Below are 18,914 nucleotides of genomic sequence, written 5' to 3'. Positions count from 1 at the left end.
TTAATATGGATAAAGAAACATCTAAGCCGCAACCCAAGACGGCCGGCGATCAACGTCGTCGTCCAAATGGCAATGGTTCGGCTAAAAATCGTCGGCGACAGCAGCAGGCCAACCCCATGGCCGTCCGCTTGATGAACCAGCCGGCAATACCGGTTAACAAATCACAGTTTAACGGTGCTTCGGGCGAGCAGCGCACCCAGGTTAAGTCCCGTGTGGCTAACCAGGCTGATAGCCAGACCCGTTTGCGAGTTATGTCGCTCGGTGGTCTTGGTGAAATCGGTAAAAATATGACCGCGTTAGAGTATGGTGATGACATCATCGTATTGGACGTTGGCTCCAAGTTTGCCGATGAGAATCAGCCAGGCGTTGACCACCTAATTCCTGACATTACTTACTTAGAAAAGAATAAGCACAAGATTAAGGGTGTAATTATTACCCACGGTCACATGGACCACATCGGTGGTGCTGGCTATTTACTACCCAAGCTACCGGCCCCAATTTACGGCTCACGGTTCACCATTGCTATGCTCGAAAAGCAGATTGAGGAGTTTAAGCTCCAGGTCCAGCCTCGTTTTACGATTATGGATCCCGATAAGCACGAACGAGTCCAGATCGGCGCCTTTAACATTGAGCTGGTTCGGGTCGGACACTCAATTCCTGACGCCACCGCAGTGGTAATTCGGACCCCAGTCGGTACGGTTATCGATACCGGAGACTGGCGCTTTGAGCCCAATCCAATCATTGGGCCGCCAATGGATATTGATCGCTTGCGCGAGATTGGCGACGAAGGTGTATTACTGCTACTTGGTGATAGTACCAACGCCGCTCGTGCCGGCCAGACTCCCGAAGAGCACTTAATTGCTCCGACCTTTGATGATCTTTTTGATCGCGCCAACGGCCGCATTATCATCTCGACCTTTGCTAGCTCGGTAAACCGCGTTCAGCTAATCATTAACGCCGCCGAAAAGGCTGGCCGCAAGCTGGCCTTTGTTGGGCGAAGCATGCTGGCCAACGTTGAGCTGGGCGTCAAACTTGGCTACATCAAGGTTCCGCCAGGGATGATTACCAGGGTGCAGGATGGCGTAAAGCAAGAAGGCGATAAAATGGTTATTTTGTGTACCGGCTCGCAAGGTGAGGTTAACGCCGCGCTTAGCCGGATGGCCACCGGTGACCATCCACACGTTAAGATTAAGTCCAATGACACCGTGATTCTGACCTCTAACCCAATTGGTGGAAACATCGTTCAGGTTGGAGATTTGGTTGATCAGCTGATGCGTGAGGGTGCCAAGGTTTACCAGGCTGGCACGCAGGCGATTGACGGTTCGGGTATGCTGCATACATCGGGTCACGCCTTCCGTGATGATATTGGTGAGCTAATCTCGATTATCCGCCCCAAGTTCTTGATGCCAATTCACGGTACCTTTGCAATGCAAACTCGCCACGCCGAGGTTGGGATTGAAAATGGCGTTAAGAAAGAGAACATTTTTGTTCTTGATATTGGCGACGTACTAGAACTAACCGCCGATAAGGCTGAGTGCAAGGAGCGCGTACCATCGGGCGTAGTGTTTGTTGACGGTGCCGGTGTCGGCGATGTCGAAAACTTGGTCTTGCGCGATCGCATGACCCTGGGTTCCGACGGCATGGTAGTGGTAGTGGCGGTGGTCGATAAGCGCAGCGGCCGCTTACTTGGCAGCCCCGATATCATTTCGCGCGGCTTTGTTCATATGAAGGAGAGCGAGGAGCTAATTGGCCGCATGCGCCAAGAAATTCGCAAGTCGTTTGAACGCCGCGATAAGGGCCGTCCAGCTGACTGGCAGCGCTTTAAGCTCCAGCTGCGCGATGAGGTGTCCGATCTGCTTTACGCTAAAACCAAGCGTAGCCCAATGGTTCTGCCGGTGGTACACGAGGTTGATTCACGCTCTTCTAAAAATCAGCCTTCGGGTGCACCCCAGCAATAAGCCTGGTTAAAACGAAAGCGATTGCTATACAACTCTTGGAGTAAGCGCTATACTATCAGGAGTATGGCGCGACGTAAAAGCAAAAAAAAGTCGGTACCAAGCCTCAGTCTCAAGCCTCAGCTGAGCGAGGGGGTAGCACGCGAAATTATCGCCATTTTATTGGTGGCGATAGCAATTATTTTACTGTTCGCTACCTTTAACTTTGGCGGTGTACTTGCCACCAGTCTGTTTGAAGGTCTACGGTGGCTAATTGGTTACAGCGCCTTTTTACTAGCGCCGGTACTTTTACTGCTGGCCTTTATGCTGTTCCAGCCCGCCAAATATGAGCTGCATTTTTACAACTACCTTGGATTCATTGGTTTTATCGTGATTTTAAGTGGCTTGTTCCACATTGGCATCCCACAGGCTCAAGCCCCCACCTTTGCTAGCGATGGTGACGGGGGAGGCATGGTTGGCCTCGGAGTATCATCGGCCTTTTTGACGGTTCTGAATGTACCCGCCTCAACCATAGTTTTAACCGCGCTATTAATTATCGCGGTAGTAATCGCCACCAACACTCGCTTGAGCGCCCTGATCGCTAAGATTATGAGCTTGTTTAAGCGTCCGGAGCCACAAGAGGAAATTACCATCAACCAGCCGGCTGGAGTCCCGACCCTAGAGATTAAGGGTGCCTTAAACGTTGGTAGTGGCTCAAAGGGATCCAAGAAAGAAAAGGTTAAGGAATTGGTCGCCCTCACCAGCGTTGATGACCCCGATTGGGTTCCACCATCGCTCGACTTGCTTAGCAAAAGCTCTTCTAATCCTGATGCCGGTAACGTAAAAGAGAACGCCGCCATCATTCAAAATACTCTAGCTAGCTTTGGGGTGGATGTGGCCATGGGCGAGGTCAACGTTGGCCCTACGGTTACTCAATACACCATGAAGCCGGCCAGCGGTGTTAAGCTAACCAAAATTACCGGCCTCGAACACAACCTGGCACTAGCCTTGGCCGCTCCTGCAATTCGAGTTGAGGCACCAATTCCGGGTAAAGGTGCGGTTGGTGTTGAGCTGCCCAACCCATCGATTGCCACCGTTCGTCTGCGCCAGCTAATGGACACGCCAGAGTATAAATCTACCACCTCACCGCTAAACATAATCCTGGGCCAGGATGTCGCCGGTGCCACCGCTATGGCCGATTTAGCCACCATGCCACACCTTTTGATCGCTGGTGCCACCGGAGCAGGTAAGTCGGTCATGATTAACACCTTGTTAACCACCTTGCTGTACCGTAACTCGCCGGCCCAGCTTAAACTGATCTTGGTCGACCCAAAGCGAGTGGAGTTGAATCTATACAATGACATTCCACATCTGCTCACCCCGGTTATTGTTGAGCCAGAAAAAACTATCTCGGCGCTTAAGTGGGCGGTGGCCGAGATGGAGCGCCGCTTAAAAACCTTTGCCGAGGTTGGCAAGCGCAACATCGCTGAGTACAACTCGATTAAGCAAGAAGAGAGCATGCCTTATATCGTTATCGTGATTGATGAGATGGCCGACCTGATGATGCTGGCTGGAGCCGAGGTTGAGGCTTTAATCGTACGTTTGGCCCAGTTGGCTCGCGCTGCAGGAATTCATTTGGTGCTGGCCACTCAGCGACCAAGTGTTAACGTAATTACCGGTTTGATCAAGGCCAACATTCCGGCCCGAATTGCCTTCCGTGTGGCCTCAAATGTTGATTCTCGCACCATTCTTGATGCCGGTGGAGCCGAAAAGTTGCTCGGGCGGGGCGATATGATGTTTAGTAGCGCCGACACGCCTAAGCCGCGTCGTATCCAAGGCATATTTACCGAAGAAAAAGAGACCAAGCCGGTAACCGACTACTTGCGCCAGGCTCGCCAGCCACTTTATAACGAAGAGGTGCTGGCCCAGCCGGTTAACGTTGGCGGTGGCCACCATGGTGCCGGCGACTTGGGCGATGCCGATGACGATCTATTCCAGGATGCCGCCGAGACGGTTATTCGCACCGGCAAGGCGTCGGCGTCGTTGCTACAGCGCCGCTTGCGGGTGGGTTACGCTCGCGCCGCCCGTTTGCTTGACCTGTTGGAGGAGCGGGGGATAGTTGGCCCCGCCGATGGCGCCCGCCCACGACAGGTTCTAGTCTCTAGCTTAAGTGAGACCGAAGGATCCGACGATGACGAGTCGGAAGGCTAAGCCGCTCGGCGAGATCCTGCGCCAGGCCCGAACCGATAAAGGCCTATCGCTAGCCGAGGTTGAGCAAGCCACTCGTATTCGTGGCAAATACCTGACCGCGCTAGAACAAGGTGATTACCAAACCCTGCCGCATCTGGCCTACACCAAAGGCTTTATTCAGAGCTATGCCGAGCTACTCGAAATTGACAGCCAGCCGCTGGTTGAACGATACCAAGAGGAACTAGGCCAGCACCAACCCCAGTTGGGGCATCCAATGGGTAGCATTAGTTTGGGTTCAACCATTTCGCCCCGCAAAATCACCTTGGCCGTTATTACCCTGGTAGTCCTAATGGTGGTTGGCTACTTTTTTTGGCAGTTCAGTGCTTTAACCGCGCCACCAAAGCTACAGCTGTCCTCGCCGGTTAAGGATGAGGTTTTATATGGCAGCTTGCTAACAGTTAAGGGCCAGGTTGATGGCGGGGCCAATGTTTTTATTAATGACACGCCAATTTTAAGTGACGCTCAAGGTAACTTTGAGAGCCCGATTGCGCTGCAAGAGGGGGTTAATGTTATTCGTGTTACCGCCAAAAACCAGCTTGGTAAGACCAGCACGATTACTCGTAACATTTTGGCACGCGTGCCGGCCGCAGACGCCTCCACTAATTTACCGGCCGGTACTTTTGACGGGGTGGCGGTTAGTATCAAGATTAAGGATGCTACCACCTCGGTGACCGTCAGGTCCGATGGTAAGCAGGTTTTTCAGGGCACCATGTTGCCGGGTACGGTTCAAAACTTTCGTGCCACCAATAAAATTATTGTTTCAACCAGCAATGCCGGCGCCACTCAGTTAAGCGTCAGTAATACTTTAAGTGCCGCGGTAAACCTGGGGGCAATTGGGCAGCTCGGGCAGTCACGCAACAATTTGGAGTTTGCTCGCGATACCGAGTTTCGCTAAAAGCATAAATAGCTTGACGTTCGCTTTTTGTTCGGTTAACCTTAATACAGACCGGGGCAAACACAGACATTGAGCTTCCAAAACCGGGATGCGTCGTTGGTGCTGGGGCGCATCCCATCCGGTCTTCCTAATAAAGTAAAGAATAATTTAATAATGATTGATTATAGTATGGCCCATAGCAAATCAACAGAAGGGACATGGTACAATGACAACATCAACCACAACAACATCTAAGGAGGCATCCGGAATCGTGGAAACAGCTGGCAAGGATGACAAAGCTGCTCGTTTAAAAGCCGTTGACTTAGCGGTCAGCCAAATCGAAAAACAGTTTGGTAGCGGCTCAATTATGAAGCTGGGCGACACCCATAAGATTGACGTTAAAACCATCCCTAGCGGCAGCCTATCTTTGGATTTAGCTCTCGGAGGGGGATATCCTCAAGGTCGAGTAGTTGAAATTTATGGTCCAGAATCAAGCGGTAAAACCACTTTAGCCCTACATGCGGTAGCGCAAGTTCAAAAAAACGGTGGCTTGGCAGCCTACGTTGACGCCGAGCATGCTCTTGACCCTGAGTACGCTAAAAAAATTGGCGTGAATCTCGATAACCTCTTGGTTTCGCAGCCGGATACCGGTGAGCAGGCGCTGGAGATCACCGAAACCCTGGTTCGTTCTAATGCAGTAAACATTGTCGTGGTCGACTCGGTAGCGGCGTTGGTGCCTAGGGCTGAGCTCGAGGGCAGCATGGGCGACGCTCAAATGGGCATGCAGGCTAGGTTGATGTCACAGGCTTTACGTAAGCTTACCGGCGTTATAAACAAGTCAAACACCACCGTTGTATTCATCAACCAACTAAGGATGAAGATTGGCGTTATGTTTGGAAACCCTGAGGTTACCGCTGGCGGCAATGCGCTTAAGTACTACTCCTCGGTTCGTGTCGACATCCGTCGAATCGAGCAGCTTAAAGAGGGAGATCGGGTTGTTGGAAACCGAGTTCGTACCAAGGTAGTAAAGAATAAAATCGCTCCGCCGTTCCGTGTGGCCGAGTTCGACATTATGTACAATCGCGGGATCTCGGTTGCCGGCGAGCTACTTGATTTAGCCGTTAAGTACGACCTGGTTAAAAAGAGTGGCTCCTGGTATGAGTACAAGGGTGAAAAGATGGGTCAGGGGCGAGAGGCCGCCAAAGCCTTTTTAGAGGAAAACGGCAAAGCCCTAAAGGAGTTGGACGCGGCGGTACGTAAGGTAGCCGCTTAGGGCAAGGCCTTGGCTGATTCAGAGCGCCTGCAGCAAGCGGTGGTGGCGGCTTCTAACTTACTCTCATACCGGCCGCGCAGTCGGTATGAGCTTGAGCAGGCACTTGCTCGTAAGGGTTTTAGTAACCAGGTTGTGAGGCAGGCCCTTGAGCAGCTGCAAGAGCACGATTTAATCAACGATGACCGGTTCGCGCGGCTGTGGGTGCAAGATCGGATCCGCTCGGCCAAGCGTAGTCGCTTGCAGATTCAAGTCGAACTTCAGCGCAAGGGTATTGCTCGCGATATTATTGCGGCGGCGTTGGCCGAGTATACCGACCAGGAGGAGATTGAGGTTGTTAAGCGGTGCGTTGACCTGTACGGTTTGCGACAACGGTACCCGGATGATCAGGATTTAATTGGTTATTTGCGCCGCAAAGGGTTTGGCTACACTGCCATTAAACAAGCGATTGCGCAAAAATAGCTTAGCGCACGTTGGTTGCGAGCACTCGATAGGCAATACCAAATGCCAAAATCCATAAAGCTGTTGTTAGCAACTCGTTCCACCTACTTACTGATTTTATGTTAACGCTTATGCCACAAAGCGGCAATGGTTTTATGGGCGACTGCTGGCGGGTTTGGGCACGGTTTTCACAGCCGGAGACAACCGCGGTGTTGCGGTATCGCTGACCACAAATTGTTTTGGCTTTACATCAATAATTTGCGATCGATCAATAATGGCGTTGTTAAAAACCATACTCCGGATTAATGACTGGTGGACATACAGCTTTTGAACCTGATTCGTCTTTAGGCTGATGGTGTAGTCCTCAACCTTGCCGAGACGGTGACTGTGCTGGTCGATCACGCGAGCCCCCAGCGGGTTGTAGTGCTGTTGCAGAATTGGCTGAAGCCGAACAATATCCTGCGGATCAGAAAAGTCTTCAAAAGAGTCAATAATGGCGCCATCTGGCGACATTTGCCGAATGTCGCGCATAAGCAAAATCTGTAATTGGCGCTTGTTATCGGCCGGTTGACAGCTTACCGCCATTACCTCAAGCGTCGCCATATTAATAATTGGTTCGCGCATTATACCCACACTTTTACCGGTTTGCAGGCTCATGATTGGCAGGTTGCGCAGTTGACTTTGCAGAATATACATACCTCTATTATCTTTAAAAATAGCTTTTGGGCCAATCGGTTTAGAATTATTTAATATTTAGTTGTTAGCATAGGAGTGTGTCATGGCGGCACACCTTGACGTATCAGGTATAAACTGGTATTCTCGTACGGAAGATTAACAACCTTTTTGCCCCTTGCCTTAAGCAAGCGGCACCTGTTTACGGCAGGTACCACAGAAAGGAGTGTGTGTGAAACCGTATGAACTAGTGGTGCTATTGCACCCTGATCTAGAGATTGACGTTGATACGCCAATTGCAGCTGTCGAAAAGCTGATTAAAGGCGTCGGAGGTACAATCTCAAAGCGTGACAACTGGGGTAAAAAGCGACTAGCTTACCCAGTACGCAAACAACAGTTTGGTATCTATATTTACTTTGAGGTAGAGCTTGATCCACAACAAATTCGCCCGCTTGAGGCGGCGCTTCGTATCACCGAAGAGGTAATGCGATTCCTAATCGTGAACCGAGTTGTTGAGCATCGTAAGCCACTTGATACACCAAAGCAGAAAGAGGTAACCGCAGCGGCAGAGCCAGCTGCAGAAGAGGGAAAGTAGTATGGCAAAAAGCTTTAACCAAGCAATTGTAATGGGTAACTTAACACGCGATCCGGAGCTGCGGACCACCCCAAGTGGTCAAGCGGTAGCTTCTTTTGCGGTCGCCACCAACCGAAACTGGGTAGATGGTAGCGGGGAGCGTAAGGAGGCGGTTGAATATCACGAAATCGTCGCCTGGGGTAAGCTCGGTGAGCTGGCCAATCAATACTTAGGCAAGGGCCGCAAGGTTATGGTGGTTGGACGTCTGCAGACCCAGAGTTGGGAAAAGGATGGTGTAAAGCGACAGCGTACCGAGATCGTGGCTAGCGACATCAACTTCTTGGATCGTCCGGGCGAAGGTGGCGGCGATTATACTCCAGCCGAACCGGCTGCATCAGCTCCCGCAGCACCGGCCAAGAAGAAGGATGTGGTAATTGAAGATCTTAAGGATGACGAGCCAGTCAACCTAGATGAGATCCCATTTTAATTAGAGAAACGAAGGAAGATTATGGCAAATTTTTACAGTAAAAAGGTCTGCCGCTTTTGCGCCGAAAAGGTGGATGAGGTTGACTACAAAGATGTTAAGCTACTGCAGCGCTACCTAAATGGCTACGGTAAAATCGAAACCCGGAAGCGAACCGGTACCTGCATGAAGCACCAGCGTCGCGTGGCGGTTGCGCTCAAGCGCTCACGTCATTTAGCCTTGCTGCCGTTTGTGGTTCGTTAATTTAGGCAAAGGCTAATAGCGATGATGTACGGTCATACCGATCTTAAGAAAGGTGTTGCGATTCAGATTGATGGAGCGCCACACTTGGTTTTAGAGTCGTCTCATATTGCAATGGGTCGAGGCGGCGCGGTTATGCGAACCAAGCTTAAAAACCTGGTTAACGGCGCCATTTTTGACCGCTCTTTCCGGGCGTCCGACAAGATTGAAAGCGCCGACATGTCGCGCGTGAACATGCAGTATCTTTACAGCGACGACGACGCTCACTACTTTATGGACCAAAACAGCTTTGAGCAGGTTGGCCTAAACCATGATGTGGTTGGTGACGCTGCTCGGTACTTGGTCGGCGAGGCAAAGGTGATAATTCTACACTTTAACGACCAGCCGATTGGTATCGATATTGGTAACAACGTTGTTCTGACCATTACTCAAACCGAGCCGGGCGTTAAGGGCGATACCGCTACTACGGCGCTAAAGCCGGCTATTACCGAAACCGGCCTCGAAGTTATGGTGCCGCTGTTTATTAATGAGGGTGACGCTATTAAGGTTGATACGCGTGATGGTCGTTACCTCGAACGACACAAGTAGGCCGTCCGGTCGTGGCTAAAGTCCGACTAGATCAACTGGTGCTACAGCGCGGCTTAGCCGATTCGCGCACTCAAGCTCAATCAATGATAATGGCGGGCGAGGTGCGTAGCAACGACATGGTCTTGCTTAAGCCGGGCCAAAGTTTTGATGAAGATATTCCGCTAGAAGTGACTCAAAAGTCTCGCTATGTTTCTCGAGCGGGGGAGAAGCTGGCGTCAGTAGCACAGTCGCTCAACCTTGATTTTAAGAATAAGGTCGTACTTGATGCCGGTTCTTCAACCGGAGGATTCACCGATTTTGCTCTGCAGAACGGCGCCCGAAAGGTCTACGCGGTTGATGTCGGTAACGCTCAGCTGGCCTACAAGCTCCGCCAGGATAATCGAGTTGTTAGCATGGAGCGCACCGATATTCGCGACGTTATGCCATATCACCTTAATCCGCTGCCAGATATGGCGGTGGCCGACGTGTCATTTATTTCTTTATCAAAGATTTTACCCTCGGTGGCCGCACTGGTAAAACCCAACGGTTTGATTGTGGCTATGATGAAGCCACAGTTTGAAACCGACAAAGAAACCGCCGACCGATTTCGGGGCATTATTGATGACGAGAATGAGCGCCAAGAGATCTTGGCCGCCTTCGAAAAGGCCTTAACCGGCAGCTTTAATATCATTGCTTCGGCCGACTCGGGAGTTGCTGGGGCTAAGGGCAACCGCGAACGTTTTTATGCGATGACGGCCACCTCTTTGTAAGGTCTGAGCATACCGCCCCGCCTAAACGTTAAAACGAAACTCAACCACATCATCCGGGCGCATAATGTAGTCTTTGCCCTCCAGTCGAGCCTTGCCGGCGGCGCGGGCGGCGGCCAATGAGCCGGCGGCAACCAGATCTTGATAGCCGACCACCTCGGCTCGAATAAAGCCTTTTTCAAAATCGGTGTGGATTACCCCGGCTGCCTGGGGAGCGGTAGCGCCTGCTGTGATTGTCCAGGCTCGCACCTCTTTGGGGCCCGCCGTGAGGTAGCTTTGTAGCCCAAGCACCTTGTAGCCTTCACCGATTAACTGTTCTAGCCCAGATTGCTTCTGACCTAGTTCAGCCAGTAACTCGGCGGCCTCATCTTCGGGAAGCTCCATTAGCTCGGCCTCAACCTTGGCGCAAACCAAGATTACCGGTAGCCCTGGCACCAACGCCGCCAACTCTTGGTGCTTGGCGTCATTACTTAAATCGCTTTCATTGACGTTAAAAACAAAAATAAATGGTTTAGCGGTTAAAAGCTGTAAATCGCGAATGTGCTCCAGCTGGTCATCGCTCAAGCCAAGCTGCGAAGCCAGTTTGCCTTCATCGAGCGCTTTTGCCACCATGTCCACGGTAGCCTTAATCGGGCCGACCACCTTAGGGTTTGATTTCATCTCGCCAGCGAGGCGTTGTTGGCGTTTTTCTAAGCTCTGTAGGTCGGCCAGAATTAATTCAGTGTTAATGGTTTCGATGTCGCGGGCGGGATCGGCCGACCCATCAACGTGCGTCACGTCGCTATCATCAAAGGCTCGCACCACCTGAACGATCGCATTACATTCGCGAATGTTGGCCAAAAATTTGTTACCCAAGCCTTCGCCCTCGCTAGCCCCACGGACAATACCGGCAATATCGACAAAACTAACCGTGGCTGGAATCGTCTTTTTGGCACCATAAAGCTCAGCTAGCTTAGCTAACCTCGGATCCGGCACCGGCACCATGCCTACATTAGGCTCAATGGTGGCAAAGGGGTAGTTGGCTGCCAGTACATTGTTTTTAGTTAAAGTATTAAATAGGGTCGATTTGCCTACGTTGGGCAGACCCACGATTCCGATCTTCATATCTGGAAAATTATACCATTTACCTGATAAAGGGGATAGAGCACAGCACGTTCTACCCACCAATTTTAAACAAAAGCCTTTACAAAAACAAAAAAATAGTGTATAACATTATTGTGGTTGCAGGAAACTGTGGCTACAATAGAAGTACCAAATACAAACCCTCAGAATCAGTCCCCTCAAACCCGGCCTCGGCCGGAAAGGAGAAGCGATCATGCGTTCGCCGCGCTTGCTCGTTCTGCTCCTGGCCATCGCCTGCGCGATGTTCGCCGCATCTGCGGCCGAGGCCAAGAGCAACACCTGGGTGGAGAAGACCGGCGCCACGGCCATCGTGGTTCCCGGACAGCTCTCCACCCGGACCCCCGCCCAGCGCACGTCGCCGCCCAAGAAGGGCGAGCTGCGGATCGAGAAGACCGGTGTCACGGTCTCCTCGCTGCAGCCCAGCGACCTGCCCGCCCCGCCGGGTCAGCCGCTCAACCGCCTTCGCGGTTCTCGGCTTCGGCTCATCATCTACAGCCATTGATGAGGCGGAGGGTCAGCGTGTGGGGCGGTCTTCGGACCGCCCCACACCATCACGAAATTATTGCAAAACCGCTTTACGGCGGTTTTTTATTTTCCACCAGCACTATAAGTAGACAAAAGCATTATTATAGTGTATAATAATAGCGTTCGTTGCCATCAATAATGGTGACAATAATCGAAAGTACCATCACACTACCCGGGCGCGCCCGGAAGAGAAAGGAAGGGTGAGGAGCGTGTTCAAGCGCTTTGGCCTCATCTCGATCCTGGCCGCGCTGCTGGGTTTGACTGGCAGCTGCTTGGCCAGCCAGGCGGTTGCCTCCAGCTGTTCTGTTGCCGGCAAGACCTATCAGTCCTGGACCGTCTACGCCAAAGACCGCAAGGTCGGCGATCCAGCGACCAAGAAGGTCTCATCAAGGGGCGATAAGGGTGTGGTGTCGATTAAGGCACCGCCTCTGCCGTCGCTCAGCGGCAAGTTCCGCGTTGACGTCACGCCCAAGCCGGGTTGCGCCGTCACCAAGGTGCGGGTCCGCACTCGTCGCGGCGTGTACAGGTTGGTGCGCATCAAGACGTCCGGTGGAACCATTTCCTTCCGCGCCAAGAAGGGGAGCCGGTTCCCATACCGAGAAGTGAGGGTATGGAGTCGCAAGGCAGCAAAAAGCTCGGCAAACTCAGGCTCTCAGTCTGGTGGCGTGGGCTCTTCCTGCGACAATCCCTACAAGGCGTCGTTTACTGGAACAGATGACAGGTATGGCAATCTTTCACAGATTCGCCTGAGCCTGGAACAGCGGGATACACCCTCCAATGTTCGCTTCAGCTGGGCGCTACTTAACGGAAACGTCCTCTGTAAGTACAGGATTTACGTTGATGGCATGAATTCAGTCCAGGCCACCTACGTCGATTCCTCTGGGGGTTACTACGACTACGTTCTTAACGGGCCGGTAAGGTTCAACCAGCTCGTAGTTTGGGCCCGCCGCCCGTAGCTGTGAACTTGTAGCCTGACCGTCAGGTTGGGCTATGAGCGGATTTATAAAATTGCAACAATCACCCAATTCATATAGCATAAGCACTATATGGGTGTGAAAAGGCTAAGTATTATTTTTCTTGCCGCCACAGTTCTTGTGGTGGGTTCTGTGGTGGCTATTAAGGGTGCGAACGTCTATGCTGCTCGTGGTGGCGGCGGTAACTGCACGGATGGGTCTTCACCTGCGCCAAATGATCAGGAATATTTTCCATTTCGCTTCATATGCGGTGGTCAGGGTGATGATTATACACATGTATATTTGCAGGGAGCGAATGGAACACCAAATGGAAATGAAACAGAAACGCTAACGGGCGCTGATTACACAGTTGTACCTGGTGATTCAAATATGGATATTATGACTGGGTTTACCACAAATGCGTTTGGGCGCTCAAGCGAAGGAAGCATGTCGAGTAAGAATGTTTATGTATTCACTACAATTGACATTGATAATGACATGATTGAAAGCCTACAGTTCTTACCATCACAAGATAATGATGGTGGGGGTAATATAGTAGAAAGAAAATACGATGCCTGTCCTGGTTCTGGGTCGGCGTTCCCAGTTGGCACTCCAATTAGTGGACAATATACCAATACCCCCGGTGCAGTATACAGTTCAACTCGTATAATAAATCCGCTTTTGCCTTATGACGGTATTGCTACTGGATCACAAAATGCCAGTCCGTACTCAACGCTTGCTTCGGACGAAGCCCAGGTCAACTGTGGCGCCGAGGGTAAAATGATGGTATGGAAGCTTAACAACCTGCCTGCTAATTTTAATCAAAAAAATCCACGCTTTCATTTTAGGATGAAATTATCTAATAAAATACCGGGCGGAGTGGATGGTTTATTTTGTTTACGTACAAATATAAGCGTCCAATATGACGGATATGATTACACAACCTCACTTGCCCAGATTGCTAAGAAATCGAAGCGACAATGCTATAAAGTTGTGAGGCGTACGGTCCAGGGCCAGGCCACATCTTCTACCACTAATGCTACCGGTAAAGGCCTAGGTGGAATACCCATTACCTACAATAGGAATTGTGATCTTGATCCGGCACATAATCAAACAGCCACAACTAATTCGGCCGGAGTTTATCAGTTTGATACCACAGTTGGCCAAAATACCTGTTTATCACCACCGGGTAGTACCTCATCGGGGGGTACAAACTATAATTCACCAAGCCCCTCCTCTTATCTAGGGAATTCGGTCAATGCATGTATCATAAACCCTTGCGGTGGCTTCAATTTTGTCTATGAGCCAATAGCACAAAATCCTGGTATTACGAAAACCGCCTCACCTGGCACCGGCACAAGCGTAAAGCCGGGCGATAGAATTGATTACACCGTAACGCTAACCAATAACCTTGATGCTAACCTACCGAACGTCCGTTTTGACGATTGGGTTCCGCTCAATATGCGCCAAAATATAGCTATTGATGGTATAGATTTAGCGACCAATAACGGTCCTACTGGCACTGAGAGGCCCGGAGGGTGGAGTGCTAATCCATACGGTACTGGGCTCGGTGTTTGCCCGTCACTGGGTACTCCTTTAGTCTATGGTGATGGCTCACCAACTCACCTTGCTAGCGCTAGCTGCGCCACCTCGGTGGGTGGAGTGAATAGTCCACCTCGTATAGCTTTTCAACTAAGCAAAATGCCGGCTTATAGCACATTGACGATTCGCTGGCATGGCTTTGTCAAACAGGCTAAAGACGTAGGGGTGTATATGTCTACTTCGACCGGTAACTACTGTACTACCACTCGTTTTTACCAGGGCGCCTGGTGGCTTGGCGTGGATCACCCCGAGTACGGAGCCGATTTTAGTCAGCCGGGAGTCTATGCCGGGTGCGAAAACAAATCGGTAGGCTTGCAGGGGGTAACCAACTGGGCTGCCGTACAGATGAACAATAATTCAGCAATTTCTAGTTTAGCCAGCGATCCGCCATCTTCATCCCTATCTAATAATACGTACCACCCCATACCAGGCGCTGTTAGCTGTGTATCTAAATCGGCATTGGCGGAGTTTGACCCTAATGGAACCAGTGCGGGTAGCGCATGCGGCATCCCGTATCAAAGCTACATATGGTCTGAGCGAACCGACTTGCCAAGTTATAGCCAGGCAATTATGAAGATTAGGGCATTTCCAGACCTAACCGCTGGACCAATCGAGTACTATGTGCGCGATCAGGCGACTAGCGGACTAAGTACTAATATGTCGGCTATGGCAGGCGGCTATCAGCCAGACAGAAACTATAACTACAGCGCCGGTGACGATAATCCTGGTGGACTATTGAGATGGGGTATAACTTGTTTGCAGCGCTGGCCGGAAAATAACTGCGCCGCCGCCGCAACGCCGCTGGAAAGCTTTGACACACCCGAGTATCGTTTTAGGGTCGCATTTAACAATAGCAACAATCTGCCATACGGCTCAGTAATTAGCAACAATGCCAGAGTCTGCTGGAAGGAGTACTGGCTTTCGCCAGTGCCATCCGGGTATCCAGAGTCATGCGCTACTTCTAATACGGTTGATTTTCGGCGAGTAAAAATTGACCAGCCATTTTACGATACAGCTTTAGGTGGAATTCAAGCTGGTGGGGGAGTAAGCGCTAATACAGCAGGTCCCTGTACGCTTGACTCAATTGGTGATTACACGCTTAAAAATAACCCAAGTGGAGGCAGGGGCAACGGCTGGTTTATGGTATCCACGGTGGATCCGGATGGCCCAATTAACCTCGATTCATTATCGGGAATAACCGCGAGTGGCCCAACTGCCGCCCAGTGCCGCCCTGATTTGGCCCAGCGGTCTGAGTCTTTGCTAGTAAGGCCTGGCGGCGCCTATAGGGGGCCAGCACGCAGTAGCTTTAGTGGATCAGATACAAGCCTGCCGGATATCAATAACAAAATCATGACCTTTAACTCTCCGTCACCAGGTTCCAGGTTTGTGTTGGGAAGCAACACCGCCCTAAATGGATCTGGTCTTACCAATGGTTCGGTGGGTAGTAGTAGCGACACAGTGATTAACAAGCGCTGGACACTTTATGTTGATGGAGACCTCTATATCGCCGGTAATGTCAGGTACCAGGATGCAGATGGCAATAAATTTGGAGTGAGCCCTTCATTTGGGGTGGTAGTTACAGGAAATATCTACGTTGATCCTGCGGTTACGCGCTTGGACGGCTATTATTATGCACAGGGACGAACCTTGACGGGTGGGACTATTAATACCTGCTCCGCCCAGGTAACCCCACCAGTCACCGCTGGAACCAACATTAAAACATTGAGTCGTGGCTACAAGGTGGATGGGGTTGCAGATTTACAGATCCCGCCTACAGCTGGGTATAGTGTTACTCAATGCAGTAACAACCTGAGAGTTAACGGCATCATGTTTGGGCGGTCTTTCCGCTTCAACCGAGTGCCTAAGAGCGCTCCCGATCAACCATCAATTAAGTCAGAGGAAATTGTTTTCTCAAATCGCTTAATTCTAGCAACGCCACCCGCATTTAGCGATCTCGCGGCCCAATATGTGCGCACTAACTATCAGGGCGAACGACAGCCTCGGTTCTAGAAGGGAAGTAGTATAAAAGCCTTTGCAAGCGTAAGCGCTATTGCTATACTGAAGTCAAATGGGGCTATTCAAACAAGAAGTTGAATATTTCGGTATTGATATTGGTTCGGGCGGTATACGACTGGTCCAGCTTAAGAAGGCTGGCCAAAAACCCGCACTTGTAACTTATGGTCATATCGAGCTGCGCACAGGTTTGACCACAAGCGATTCGCCTTCGGATATTGCAGAGGTTGCCGCCGCGGTTAAACAGTTGGTCAAAGACGCTCAAGTTAGCACTAAGTATGTAATAGCTGGAGTTCCATCCTCGAAAGTTTTTTCTAGTGTTATTACTACACCAAAGCTTAATCACTCTGAGCTAGCTAAGGCGATCCAGTTGCAGGCTGATCAGTACATCCCAATGGACTATAAGGATATTAAGATCGATTGGGTGGTTATCGGCCCTGGTAAGAGCGAGCAAGAGCAAGAGGTTTTACTAGTAGCTGCTCCAAATACGGTGACTGAAAAATACGTTAGTATTTTTCAACAAGCTGGACTTGAGTTAATGGCCCTAGAGCCCAACGCTGTTGCCCTGGCTAGGGCTGTGGTGCAGCCAAGTGATCTGGCGGTGCTAGTACTGGATATTGGTAGTATCGCAACGGATATTACGATAGTCCACTCAAATCTACCCAAACTACTTCGCTCAGTAAACGTAGGAGGCACAACCTTTATCAAGTCGGTTGGGCAAAATTTAGGCTTGGATGAAGCTCAGGCCGACCAGTTTACTAAGAAGTTTGGGCTGACGCAAACCAAACTAGAGGGCCAGGTTTATAAGTCGATTAAGCCCAGTCTTGACCAGCTTGTCTCCGAAATTGATAAGTCAATTAAGTTCTTTCTTGGTCAGTATCCAGATGTAAAATTAGAGAAAATCGTTCTTAGCGGAGGTGCAACCGCCCTACCGGAACTACCGACCTATTTGTCGACTGCTACCGGGTTGAGTGTTGAGATCGGCAACGCTTGGATTAAGATTGGGTATCAAGCTCAGTTGCAGGATACGCTTATGGGTATTTCTACGCAGTACGGCGTGGCGGCGGGCTTAGCAGAAAGGGACATGTTGGGATGAGCGCTCGAATTAACCTTGCTCCAGAGGTTTATCAAAAACACCAAAGCGACAAGCGCAACAAGCGAATTGCAGCTTCGGTTGCAACCATAACCAGTATCGCTGTTGGCGGTTTCGTTTTAGTCATGCTGCTAATCCTTGGCGCCCAAAAGGGGGCTATTGCACTAGCCTCGAATGACATTAAGTCTAAGCAAAATGAAATTAACAATATTCCCGATCTTAAGAAAGCGGTTACCGCTCAGTATCACCTTAACAGCTGGGAGGAATTGGTTAGCAAGAAGGTTCGCATTAGCCGCTTCTTTGCCATATTAGAGGAGTTTCAACCACAGGGAATTCGCATTGCGCAGATTGAACTTTCTGGCACAACCCTGCTAAAAATTAACGGCGAATCAAGGAATTATGCCTTGGTTGATAAGATGGTTAAGGCTTTTGAGGCGGCAAATATTGAAATTGGGCCGAATGCTTCAAGCACAAACAACCCACTATTCACTCAGGTAACTGTAAATTCTGCCTCAGAGGAAGACGGCAAAATTAGCTTTGAGCTAACTGCTCAGTTAGCGGAAGAGGTGACCAATGGCAACTAAGCAAGCGCAAGCTAAAACCGCTAAGCATATTGAATCCAGGAAAGAGCTTTCAGTGACTAATTACATAATGGCGATGGCAGCTATTACTATATTGGTGATTTTTGCTGGTGGCTACTTTGGCTACGTTATGGTTAAGGAGAATATTCGTAACGGGCAGGTTTTAGTGGGTAAATTGAAGGCTCAGTCAGAAATTGGTAAAAAGTTAGAAAATGCTCATTCCCTAGTTGATAACTACGGCAGAATGAGCAGCCAAGACAAAGATTTAATCGAGGCTGCGCTTCCCGACAGTCCTGACTTCACTCAGCTAATGAGCTTAATGGAGACCGCTAACACTAGCGCGGGTACCAGGATGAAATCAATAACCAACATCTTAACCGATGCGAGTACAACCGGTTCAAGTGCAGCCGCTTCAGCTCAGCCGGCAGTAGCAACGACTCAGGATAGTAGTGGTCAGCAGTCGGCAAATAATGCTCCCCAGTCGGTTAAGGCGGCAGCCGTAATTGAGGGTAACTACTCACAATTTACTCAGTACTTCCGCAATCTTGAGCTGTCGGTGCGCCCGATCAGGGTCCAGTCGTTCAACCTAAAAGGCAACAGCGGTTCCCTCAAGGGAGATATCACGCTCGAGACTTTCTATCAGGGCGAGGCCGACTACAGTGATAAAGAGAAGGTGGTGCAATAATGAAGACCAAACAAATTATTCAGCTCTTTGTTGCGATTGCCATACTGTTTGTGGCCGGCCTGCTTATTTTCACTCAACTTACACCTAAAAAGGGAGCCGCAGCAAACAAGGGGATGACTTACGAGGTTATTACCATGATTGAGTCGGACTACAGCAGTAGTGCAATGAGTAAGTTAAAAGATGCTAATGAGGCTAAGAACTTTTATGCCAAGCCAGATCTGAAGAATGGCGTTGGTAACCGGTCGCCATTTGGCGGACTGTAGTATC

The 18,914-nt window shown here is 50.4% G+C and carries 19 protein-coding genes; 17 read left to right on the top strand and 2 right to left on the bottom strand.

Going from position 1 to position 18,914, the window contains the following annotated elements; genetic code table 11:
* Nucleotides 1-5 precede the first annotated feature (5 nt).
* The 5 genes from EPO04_02985 to EPO04_02965 all read left to right on the top strand — a co-directional run bounded on the left by EPO04_02985 (nucleotide 6) and on the right by EPO04_02965 (nucleotide 6,790).
* Nucleotides 6-1,958 carry a ribonuclease J gene (locus tag EPO04_02985; protein ID TAK89046.1) on the top strand — a complete coding sequence of 651 codons (1,953 nt, stop codon included), beginning with the start codon at nucleotides 6-8 and terminating at the stop codon, nucleotides 1,956-1,958.
* 63 nt (nucleotides 1,959-2,021) lie between these two features.
* Nucleotides 2,022-4,145 carry a DNA translocase FtsK gene (locus EPO04_02980; protein ID TAK89045.1) on the top strand — a complete coding sequence of 708 codons (2,124 nt, stop codon included), beginning with the start codon at nucleotides 2,022-2,024 and terminating at the stop codon, nucleotides 4,143-4,145.
* Nucleotides 4,126-5,079, top strand: coding sequence for a helix-turn-helix domain-containing protein (locus EPO04_02975; protein TAK89044.1), 954 nt, complete (start codon nucleotides 4,126-4,128; stop codon nucleotides 5,077-5,079). The genes EPO04_02980 and EPO04_02975 overlap by 20 nt, the downstream gene beginning before the upstream one ends.
* Nucleotides 5,080-5,284: 205 nt before the next feature.
* Nucleotides 5,285-6,331: a recombinase RecA gene (gene recA / locus EPO04_02970; protein TAK89043.1), complete on the top strand. Its 1,047-nt coding sequence runs from the start codon at nucleotides 5,285-5,287 to the stop codon at nucleotides 6,329-6,331.
* Between the two features lie 9 nt (nucleotides 6,332-6,340).
* Nucleotides 6,341-6,790 (top strand): regulatory protein RecX, encoded by a 450-nt coding sequence (locus EPO04_02965; GenBank protein ID TAK89042.1) that lies wholly within the window; start codon nucleotides 6,341-6,343, stop codon nucleotides 6,788-6,790.
* A 132-nt stretch (nucleotides 6,791-6,922) separates the two neighbouring features.
* Here the strand turns inward: EPO04_02965 and EPO04_02960 are convergent, their stop codons facing one another.
* Nucleotides 6,923-7,465 carry a hypothetical protein gene (locus tag EPO04_02960; GenBank protein ID TAK89041.1) on the bottom strand — a complete coding sequence of 181 codons (543 nt, stop codon included), beginning with the start codon at nucleotides 7,463-7,465 and terminating at the stop codon, nucleotides 6,923-6,925.
* A gap of 202 nt (nucleotides 7,466-7,667) precedes the next feature.
* Here EPO04_02960 and rpsF point away from each other — a divergent pair, with 202 nt between their 5' ends.
* Genes rpsF through EPO04_02935 form a run of 5 tightly spaced genes read left to right on the top strand, consistent with a single transcriptional unit; the run spans nucleotide 7,668 to nucleotide 10,076 of the window.
* Nucleotides 7,668-8,036 carry a 30S ribosomal protein S6 gene (gene rpsF / locus EPO04_02955; GenBank protein ID TAK89040.1) on the top strand — a complete coding sequence of 123 codons (369 nt, stop codon included), beginning with the start codon at nucleotides 7,668-7,670 and terminating at the stop codon, nucleotides 8,034-8,036.
* 1 nt (nucleotide 8,037) lies between these two features.
* Nucleotides 8,038-8,502: a single-stranded DNA-binding protein gene (locus tag EPO04_02950; GenBank protein ID TAK89039.1), complete on the top strand. Its 465-nt coding sequence runs from the start codon at nucleotides 8,038-8,040 to the stop codon at nucleotides 8,500-8,502.
* Nucleotides 8,503-8,523: 21 nt separating this feature from the next.
* A complete protein-coding gene (gene rpsR / locus EPO04_02945) occupies nucleotides 8,524-8,742 on the top strand; it encodes a 30S ribosomal protein S18 (GenBank protein TAK89038.1) in 219 nt (72 codons plus the stop codon).
* 21 nt (nucleotides 8,743-8,763) lie between these two features.
* Nucleotides 8,764-9,327: an elongation factor P gene (gene efp, locus EPO04_02940; protein ID TAK89037.1), complete on the top strand. Its 564-nt coding sequence runs from the start codon at nucleotides 8,764-8,766 to the stop codon at nucleotides 9,325-9,327.
* Between the two features lie 11 nt (nucleotides 9,328-9,338).
* Nucleotides 9,339-10,076, top strand: coding sequence for a TlyA family RNA methyltransferase (locus tag EPO04_02935; GenBank protein TAK89036.1), 738 nt, complete (start codon nucleotides 9,339-9,341; stop codon nucleotides 10,074-10,076).
* A 21-nt stretch (nucleotides 10,077-10,097) separates the two neighbouring features.
* Here the strand turns inward: EPO04_02935 and ychF are convergent, their stop codons facing one another.
* Nucleotides 10,098-11,177 carry a redox-regulated ATPase YchF gene (gene ychF / locus EPO04_02930; protein ID TAK89035.1) on the bottom strand — a complete coding sequence of 360 codons (1,080 nt, stop codon included), beginning with the start codon at nucleotides 11,175-11,177 and terminating at the stop codon, nucleotides 10,098-10,100.
* 211 nt (nucleotides 11,178-11,388) lie between these two features.
* On the opposite strand from ychF, the gene EPO04_02925 reads away from it, so the two are divergent.
* The 7 genes from EPO04_02925 (at nucleotide 11,389) to EPO04_02895 (ending at nucleotide 18,910) form a co-directional block, all read left to right on the top strand.
* Complete coding sequence (locus EPO04_02925) at nucleotides 11,389-11,697, top strand: hypothetical protein (protein TAK89034.1); 309 nt, start codon at nucleotides 11,389-11,391, stop codon at nucleotides 11,695-11,697.
* Between the two features lie 232 nt (nucleotides 11,698-11,929).
* Nucleotides 11,930-12,676 carry a hypothetical protein gene (locus EPO04_02920; protein ID TAK89033.1) on the top strand — a complete coding sequence of 249 codons (747 nt, stop codon included), beginning with the start codon at nucleotides 11,930-11,932 and terminating at the stop codon, nucleotides 12,674-12,676.
* Between the two features lie 90 nt (nucleotides 12,677-12,766).
* Entirely contained in the window at nucleotides 12,767-16,285 is a 3,519-nt protein-coding gene (locus tag EPO04_02915) for a DUF11 domain-containing protein (GenBank protein ID TAK89032.1), read from the top strand.
* 58 nt (nucleotides 16,286-16,343) lie between these two features.
* The gene (gene pilM, locus EPO04_02910) at nucleotides 16,344-17,384 is read left to right on the top strand and encodes a type IV pilus assembly protein PilM (protein TAK89031.1); all 1,041 of its coding nucleotides are present in this window, start codon (nucleotides 16,344-16,346) and stop codon (nucleotides 17,382-17,384) included.
* Entirely contained in the window at nucleotides 17,381-17,965 is a 585-nt protein-coding gene (locus EPO04_02905; GenBank protein ID TAK89030.1) for a hypothetical protein, read from the top strand. Before pilM ends, EPO04_02905 begins: the two co-directional genes overlap by 4 nt.
* Nucleotides 17,955-18,647 carry a hypothetical protein gene (locus EPO04_02900; GenBank protein ID TAK89029.1) on the top strand — a complete coding sequence of 231 codons (693 nt, stop codon included), beginning with the start codon at nucleotides 17,955-17,957 and terminating at the stop codon, nucleotides 18,645-18,647. The genes EPO04_02905 and EPO04_02900 overlap by 11 nt, the downstream gene beginning before the upstream one ends.
* A complete protein-coding gene (locus EPO04_02895; protein ID TAK89028.1) occupies nucleotides 18,647-18,910 on the top strand; it encodes a hypothetical protein in 264 nt (87 codons plus the stop codon). The genes EPO04_02900 and EPO04_02895 overlap by 1 nt, the downstream gene beginning before the upstream one ends.
* The last annotated feature ends 4 nt before the right edge of the window (nucleotides 18,911-18,914 follow it).

The sequence above is a fragment of the Patescibacteria group bacterium genome (genome assembly GCA_004297735.1).
Taxonomy (GTDB): Bacteria; Patescibacteriota; Saccharimonadia; order UBA4664; family SCTI01; genus SCTI01.
Note: the sequence above shows the minus strand (reverse complement) of the source record. Positions and strands in the feature narration are given on the sequence as shown.

What these genes read in the sequence shown, in the direction of transcription:
- EPO04_02985 (TAK89046.1), top strand. Translation starts at nt 6, where the DNA reads ATGGATAAAGAAACATCTAAGCCGCAACCCAAGACGGCCGGCGATCAA.
- EPO04_02980 (TAK89045.1), top strand. Translation starts at nt 2,022, where the DNA reads ATGGCGCGACGTAAAAGCAAAAAAAAGTCGGTACCAAGCCTCAGTCTC.
- EPO04_02975 (TAK89044.1), top strand. Translation starts at nt 4,126, where the DNA reads ATGACGAGTCGGAAGGCTAAGCCGCTCGGCGAGATCCTGCGCCAGGCC.
- recA (TAK89043.1), top strand. Translation starts at nt 5,285, where the DNA reads ATGACAACATCAACCACAACAACATCTAAGGAGGCATCCGGAATCGTG.
- EPO04_02960 (TAK89041.1), bottom strand. Translation starts at nt 7,465, where the DNA reads ATGTATATTCTGCAAAGTCAACTGCGCAACCTGCCAATCATGAGCCTG.
- EPO04_02950 (TAK89039.1), top strand. Translation starts at nt 8,038, where the DNA reads ATGGCAAAAAGCTTTAACCAAGCAATTGTAATGGGTAACTTAACACGC.
- rpsR (TAK89038.1), top strand. Translation starts at nt 8,524, where the DNA reads ATGGCAAATTTTTACAGTAAAAAGGTCTGCCGCTTTTGCGCCGAAAAG.
- efp (TAK89037.1), top strand. Translation starts at nt 8,764, where the DNA reads ATGATGTACGGTCATACCGATCTTAAGAAAGGTGTTGCGATTCAGATT.
- ychF (TAK89035.1), bottom strand. Translation starts at nt 11,177, where the DNA reads ATGAAGATCGGAATCGTGGGTCTGCCCAACGTAGGCAAATCGACCCTA.
- EPO04_02925 (TAK89034.1), top strand. Translation starts at nt 11,389, where the DNA reads ATGCGTTCGCCGCGCTTGCTCGTTCTGCTCCTGGCCATCGCCTGCGCG.
- EPO04_02915 (TAK89032.1), top strand. Translation starts at nt 12,767, where the DNA reads ATGGGTGTGAAAAGGCTAAGTATTATTTTTCTTGCCGCCACAGTTCTT.
- pilM (TAK89031.1), top strand. Translation starts at nt 16,344, where the DNA reads ATGGGGCTATTCAAACAAGAAGTTGAATATTTCGGTATTGATATTGGT.
- EPO04_02905 (TAK89030.1), top strand. Translation starts at nt 17,381, where the DNA reads ATGAGCGCTCGAATTAACCTTGCTCCAGAGGTTTATCAAAAACACCAA.
- EPO04_02900 (TAK89029.1), top strand. Translation starts at nt 17,955, where the DNA reads ATGGCAACTAAGCAAGCGCAAGCTAAAACCGCTAAGCATATTGAATCC.
- EPO04_02895 (TAK89028.1), top strand. Translation starts at nt 18,647, where the DNA reads ATGAAGACCAAACAAATTATTCAGCTCTTTGTTGCGATTGCCATACTG.